The organism is Enterococcus sp. C65, assembly GCF_040887165.1.
GTDB lineage: Bacteria > Bacillota > Bacilli > Lactobacillales > Enterococcaceae > Enterococcus_B > Enterococcus_B hirae.
Genome location: NZ_JBFOFG010000038.1, coordinates 1 through 541 on the forward strand (window position 1 = coordinate 1; position 541 = coordinate 541).

Consider the following 541-nt stretch of genomic DNA (forward strand, 5'->3'; position numbering starts at 1 on the left):
GTTGCTGGTGTCAAAGTTGCTTAAATCTAGACTTGTTACGCTGCTCATGTGGCGAAACATATATTCCATATCTGTTACGTTACTGGTATCAAAACCACTTACATCTAAACTTGTTACGCTACTCATACCGTTAAACATAGATTTCATATCTGTTACGTTACCGGTATCAAAACCACTTACATCTAAACTTGTTACGCTACTCATACCGTAAAACATAGATCTCATATCTGTTACGTTGCTAGTATCCAGTTGACTTAACCCTTCGATTTCAGTTACATTCGTAAGGTCACCTGTATTGCTTGTTCCAGTAAATAATAAACTAGCATTTTCTGGAGCAACTACTTTTCCAGACAAGACAACTTTCTTGATGGCTTCACTATCTACTTTGTCGCTGTTCCATGGTGATTCTGCAGAGCTACTTAACTCACCTGCTCCGATCGTCAATGTCCCTGTGTTTTTATCAAAATTATACGGACTGGTACCCCACCATCCTGTAGCAGAAACGTACGTGCCCGCAGTCAAATCACCAGTGCCATAGTTG

Annotated in this window: 1 protein-coding gene; it reads right to left on the reverse strand. The window is 40.1% G+C overall.

Annotated elements, in window-relative coordinates; all coding sequences use genetic code 11:
* Window positions 1–541, reverse strand: a 541-nt coding sequence (locus AB3I12_RS13430) for a BspA family leucine-rich repeat surface protein (RefSeq protein WP_368015673.1), incomplete at both ends; no start/stop codon positions are given.